The organism is Cupriavidus gilardii, from assembly GCF_013314895.1.
GTDB classification, from domain to species: domain Bacteria; phylum Pseudomonadota; class Gammaproteobacteria; order Burkholderiales; family Burkholderiaceae; genus Cupriavidus; species Cupriavidus gilardii_C.
Window position 1 is genome coordinate 188,644 of sequence record NZ_JABTYE010000010.1, and the last position, 6,160, is coordinate 194,803.

Consider the following 6,160-nt stretch of genomic DNA (forward strand, 5'->3'; position numbering starts at 1 on the left):
TGCCGATTAGTTGCGCACCGGCTTGCCGGTCTGCAGCATGCCCATGATGCGTTCCTGCGTCTTCGGGGTGCCCAGCAGTTCGATAAAGGCGCGGCGCTCCAGCGCCAGCAGCCATTCCTCGCTGACCAGCGCGCCGGCTTCGACGTCGCCGCCGCAGACCGCCTCGGCGATGCGCGAGGCGATCAGGAAGTCGTGCGCGGAGATGAAGCCGCCGTCGCGCATGTTGACCAGCGACGCCTTGATGGTGGCGATGCCGGAGCGGCCCGCCACCGGCACCAGTTCTCCCTGCGCGGGCGGGCGGTAGCCGGCCTCGTGCAGCGCGCGCACTTCGCTGCAGGCGACATGCAGCAGCTCGTGCACGTTGAAGACGATCGGATCGGTCGGCTGAAGATAGCCCATTTGCCGCGCCTCCAGCGCCGAGGCCGAGACCTTGGCCATCGCCGCGTTCTGGAAGCGCTGGGTCAGGAACTGCAGATAGTTGGTGCTGCCCGCGGCCTGCGCCGCGCGCGCGGCCGCCAGCGCGGCCTCCTTCAGCCCGCCGCCGGCCGGCACCAGGCCGACGCCGACCTCGACCAGGCCGACGTAGGTTTCCAGCGCCGCCACGCGCCGCGCCGAATGCAGCATCAGCTCGCAGCCGCCGCCCAGCGCGATGCCCGACGCCGCCGACACCACCGGCACCGCGGCGTACTTGACCCGCATCATGCCGTCCTGGAACTTCTTGACGAACGGTTCGACGCCCTTGGCGCCGCCCATCATGAAGGCCGGCATCGCCGCCTCCAGATTCGCACCGGCCGAGAACGGGCCGCCCGGCGCGCCCAGCTGCAGCGAGGTCGGCTGCCACACCACCAGCCCCTTGTAGGCGCTCTCGGCCAGATCGATCGCGCGGATCAGCCCGTCGATGGTGTCCGGGCCGATCGTGTTCATCTTGCTGTTGAACGAGATCACCAGCACGTCGTCCTGGCCCTCGCAGACCCAGATCCGCACCGCGTCGTTCTGCTCGACGGTGCGGCCGGCCTTGCGCGGATCGACCGCGTCGCTGCCCTTGAGTGCCGCGCGGAAGGCCTGGCGGCGATAGACCGGCAGCGCGCTGCGGCCCACGAACGACTGCGTGGCCGGCGACCACGAGCCCTGCGCCGAATGCACGCCCTGGTTGTCCGCCACCGGGCCGGCGAAGACCCACTCGGGCAGCGGCGCGTTCGACAGCGCCTTGCCGGCCTCGATGTCTTCCTTGACCCATTGCGCGACCTGTTGCCAACCCGCGGCCTGCCAGTCCTCGAACGGACCCGAATTCCAGCCGAAGCCCCAGCGGATCGCCAGGTCGACGTCGGCCGCCGAGCCGGCGATCTGCTCGAGGTAGACGGCGATGTAGTGGAACACGTCGCGGAAGATCGCCCACAGGAACTGCGCCTGCGGATTGCCCGATTCGCGCAGCAGCTTGATGCGCTCGGCCGGCTCCTTCTTCAGCATGCGCGCGACGATCTCGTCGGCCTTGCCGCCGGCGTCGACATACTGGCCGGTCTTCGCGTCGAGCACCCTGATCTGCTTGCCTTCCTTCTTGTAGAAGCCGGCGCCCGTCTTCTGGCCGAGCGCGCCGGCATCGACCAGCGACTTCAGCACCGCGGGCGTGCGGTACACCGGCGCGAACGGATCGTCCTGCAGGTTGTCCTGCATGGTCTTGATCACGTGAGCCATCGTGTCCAGGCCCACCACGTCGGCAGTGCGGAACGTCGCCGACTTGGCGCGGCCCAGCTTGCTGCCGGTCAGGTCGTCGACCACGTCGAACGGAATGCCGTACTTCTCGGCCTCGGCGAACACCGCCAGGATCGAGAAGATGCCGACGCGGTTGGCGATGAAGTTCGGCGTGTCCTTGGCGCGCACCACACCCTTGCCCAGCGTGGTGGTCAGGAACGCTTCCAGGCGGTCGAGGATGGCCGGCTGCGTCGCCTCGGTCGGGATCAGCTCGACCAGATGCATGTAGCGCGGCGGATTGAAGAAGTGCACGCCGCAGAAGCGGGCCTTCAGCTCGGCATCGAAGCCCTCGGACAGCGCGGTGATCGACAGGCCCGAGGTGTTGGTGGCGAAGATCGCGTCGGCGCCCAGATGCGGGGCGACCTTCCTGTACAGGTCGTGCTTCCAGTCCATGCGCTCGGCAATCGCCTCGATCACCAGATCGCATTCCTTCAGCAGCGCGAGGTCGTCCTCGTAGTTGGCGGCGCGGACCAGGCCGGCGTCGTCCTTGAGGCCGAGCGGCGCGGGGGACAGCTTCTTCAGATTGTCGATGGCCCGCAGCACGATGCCGTTCTTCGGGCCTTCCCTGGCCGGCAGATCGAACAGCACCACCGGCACGCGGGCATTGACGAGGTGGGCCGCGATCTGCGCGCCCATGACGCCGGCACCCAGCACGGCGACTTTCTTGACGATGAAATTGGACATGCGCGCTCCTGGAAGTGAGCGGTTGAAGAGGTGGGGTCGGGTAGTCCGGCCGCTGCCCTTTCCCTTGTGGCGGTTCTCTCCCCTCTCCCGCCGTGCGGGAGAGGGGTCGGGGGAGAGGGCAATGCGCTCCAGCACGCGATATCGCTGGATCGACCGCTGCTTTCCCTCTCCCCTACCCCTCTCCCGCAAGCGGGAGAGGGGAAAACCGGTCGGGGAACAACGAGCTCGCTTGACTCCGACCGATCAGAACAATTCCGCGTCCAGCGCCATCAGCGGTGCGGCGCCGGCGCGGGCCATGCGGATCTGCGCGGCGGTCTCCGGCAGCAGCTTGGCGAAATAGAAGCGCGCGGTGGCCAGCTTGGCGGTGTAGAACTTGTCGCCGCTGTGCTGCTTCTCCAGCGCGATCTTCGCCATGCGGGCCCAGAAGTAGGCGAACACCAGATGGCCGACCACGCGCAGGTACGGCACCGCGGCGGCGCCGACCTCGTCGGGATTGGCCATCGCCTTCATGCCGATCTCCATGGTCAGCTTCTGCACCTTGTCGCCCAGGTCCGCCAGCGGATTGATGAACTCCTGCATCGCCTCGTTGGTGCCCTCGGCCTCGACGAACTCCTGCACGATCTTGCCGAAGGCCTTCATCTTCGCGCCCATGTCGCCGAGGATCTTGCGGCCCAGCAGATCCAGTGCCTGGATCGTGTTGGTGCCCTCGTAGATCATGTTGATGCGGGCGTCGCGCACGTACTGCTCCATGCCCCATTCGGAGATGTAGCCGTGGCCGCCGAACACCTGCATGCCCTCGTTGGTGGCGATGAACGCGTTGTCGGTCAGAAACGCCTTGATCACCGGCGTCAGCAGCGCGACCAGGTCGCCGGCCTGCTTGCGCACCGCCTCGTCCGGGTGCGACAGCTCGCGGTCGATCTGCAGCGCGGTCCAGTAGCTGAAGGCGCGGCCGCCCTCGGCGAAGGCCTTCTGCGTCAGCAGCATGCGGCGCACGTCAGGGTGGACGATGATCGGATCGGCCGGCTTGTCCGGTGCCTTCGGCCCGGTCAGCGAACGCATCTGCAGCCGCTCCTTCGCGTAGGCCACCGAGTTCTGGTACGCGACCTCGGTCAGCCCCAGGCCCTGCATGCCGACGCCCAGCCGCGCGGCGTTCATCATCACGAACATGGCGTTCAGGCCCTTGTTGGGCTCGCCCACCAGCCAGCCGCGCGCGCCGTCCAGGTTCATCACGCAGGTGGCATTGCCGTGGATGCCCATCTTGTGTTCGATCGAGCCGCAGACGATGCCGTTGCGCTCGCCCGGATTGCCGTCGGCATCGGGAATGAACTTCGGCACCACGAACAGCGAGATGCCCTTGGTGCCCTGCGGCGCGTCAGGCAGGCGCGCCAGCACCAGGTGGATGATGTTGGCCGACAGGTCGTGCTCGCCCGCCGAGATGAAGATCTTGGTGCCGGTCAGGCTGTACGAGCCATCGTCCAGCGGCTCGGCCCTGGTGCGCAGGATGCCGAGGTCGGTGCCGCAATGCGGCTCGGTCAGGCACATCGTGCCGGTCCATTCGCCCGACACCAGCTTGGGCAGGTAGCGCTGCTGCAGCTCGGGCGTGCCGTGCGCGTGCAGCGCCTCGTAGGCGCCGTGCGACAGGCCCGGGTACATGGTCCAGGCCTGGTTCGCCGAGTTCAGCATCTCGAACAGCGCGTTGTTGACCAGGATCGGCAGGCCCTGGCCGCCGAATTCCGGATCGCACGCCAGCGCCGGCCAGCCGGCCTCGACGTACTGCCGATAGGCTTCCTTGAAGCCCGACGGCGCGGTGACGACGCCGTCGCCGTGGTGGGTGCAGCCCTCGCGGTCGCCGCTCTGGTTCAGCGGGAAAATGACTTCCGAGCAAAACTTGCCGGCTTCCTCGATGACCTGGTTGATGGTGTCCGCATCGACGTCGGCGTGCGGCGGCATCGCCTTGAGCTCGGCCTCGACGCCGAGCAGTTCGTGCAGCACGAATTGCATGTCGCGCAGCGGAGCGGTGTACTGGCCCATCAAGATCTCCTTGGAGTTGGCGAAGCCGCCGCGCCGCTCGTGCTGTCAGGCACGCAATGACCGCGGCGGCATCAGGTACGGTAGGACTGAATCAGCTTGTTGAGCGCGACCATGGCAAGCTCGGCGCTGTCGGGCAGGCGCAGGAAGCGGGCATCGTGATGCAGCCCCAGTTCGAGGCTGTACATCTCGAACAGCATCAGGCGCGGATCGCAGTCCGCGCGCAGATGGCCCTCTTCCTTGGCCTGTTCGATCGCGCGTGTCAGCGCGGCCCGCCAGATCGTGACGCTCTTGATCAGCTCGTCGCGCACCGGGCTTTCCGCGCGGTCATCGTATTCGACCGCCCCGCTGATGTAGATGCAACCGGTGGTGACTTCCTGGATCCGTTTTTCCATCCAGCGCCGCACCATCGACCACAGGCGCGGCAGACCGCGCGGCTCGTTCAGCGAGGGATAGAAGACCTCCTGCTCGAACCGGCGGTGATACTCGCGCACCACCTCCACCTGCAGGTCTTCGCGCGAACCGAAATGCGCGAACACGCCGCTCTTGCTCATTTGCATGCGTTCCGCGAGCAGACCGATGGTCAAACCTTCGAGTCCGTCGCGGGACGACAATTCCAGTGCGGCGTCGAGAATCGCCACGCGCGTCATCTCGCCCTTGCGCATCGGGGCAGGAGAAGCGTTGGTGGCGGATTCGAGACGGGCTGACTGGTGTCGCATGATTTTTCTCCGTACTTTTTGCGGCATCGGTTCGCGATGCCGCGCTTGGCCCTGGCCTGTTGTGTCGATCGCCGCGGCCCGCCGGGTAGAGGCGGAACCGGGCTGGCGAATGCACGCAGTCTAAGCCAAAAAAGAACGGTCGTTCAGATTATTCTGGCCGCGCCTGCCGCTATCAAGTTTTTAATTAGACCTTCGTTTCTAAACCGAACTGCGCCGCAACATCGGGCCGATCCGGGCATGCGCGGCGAAGTCTGCGCCGTCGCCGCGCCCCTTGCCCGGATGCCGGCGGCATTTTGCCGCACGGCAGCACCGGCTCGCCATCGTCAATAGCGGCCAGCCGCGCCGGCCACCATGACGCCAAAGCGCAACAGCATGTAGGCGGTCCAGTCCAGACAGCGGCGCAGACGGCCGCGGCGCGCATGATCCTCGGGCACGACCGGCGCGCTGCGCAGCGCGATCGCGCGCTCCAGTTCGTGACGCAACTGCGCGGCAAAGGCCTCGTCGTAGACCGCCACATTGGCCTCGCGCGCCAGCAGCAGGCTGAAGGGATCCATGTTGCTGGAGCCGACCGTCGCCCAGCTGTCGTCGACCACCGCGACCTTGGCGTGCAGGAAGCTCTCGGCGTACTCGTGGATCTCGACGCCGGCTTCGAGCAGGGTCGCGTACAGCGCGTGAGTCGCATAGTGCTGCAGCCGGTACTCGACCATGCCCTGCAGCAGCAGCCGCACGCGGACGCCGCGGCGGCGGCAGGCCAGCAGCGCGCGCCGCATCTTGGCCCCCGGCAGGAAGTAGGCGTTGGCGATGATGACGTCGTGCCGCGCCGAGCCCAGGGCCTGCAGATAGGCGCGCTCGATGGTGCGGCGATTGCGCAGGTTGTCACGCAGCAGCAGCGCCGCCCGCACGCCGCCTTCGGTCGGCGAAGGCAGCGAGCCTTGCGGCAGCGGAAAGTCGGCGGCGAGGCCGGACAGACCGCCCGGGAA

The 6,160-nt window shown here is 67.3% G+C and carries 4 protein-coding genes; all 4 read right to left on the bottom strand.

The annotated features are described in order from the left end of the window. Positions 1-6 precede the first annotated feature (6 nt). Positions 7-2,433 carry a 3-hydroxyacyl-CoA dehydrogenase/enoyl-CoA hydratase family protein gene (locus HTY53_RS12420; protein WP_174106868.1) on the bottom strand — a complete coding sequence of 809 codons (2,427 nt, stop codon included), beginning with the start codon at positions 2,431-2,433 and terminating at the stop codon, positions 7-9. Positions 2,434-2,676: 243 nt separating this feature from the next. Then, entirely contained in the window at positions 2,677-4,464 is a 1,788-nt protein-coding gene (locus HTY53_RS12425; RefSeq protein ID WP_174106869.1) for an acyl-CoA dehydrogenase C-terminal domain-containing protein, read from the bottom strand. A 71-nt stretch (positions 4,465-4,535) separates the two neighbouring features. Continuing rightward, entirely contained in the window at positions 4,536-5,126 is a 591-nt protein-coding gene (locus HTY53_RS12430; protein WP_006578334.1) for a TetR/AcrR family transcriptional regulator, read from the bottom strand. 377 nt (positions 5,127-5,503) lie between these two features. Continuing rightward, positions 5,504-6,160 (bottom strand): phospholipase D-like domain-containing protein (locus tag HTY53_RS12435; protein WP_254599927.1); only part of this gene is annotated, 657 nt, incomplete at its 5' end.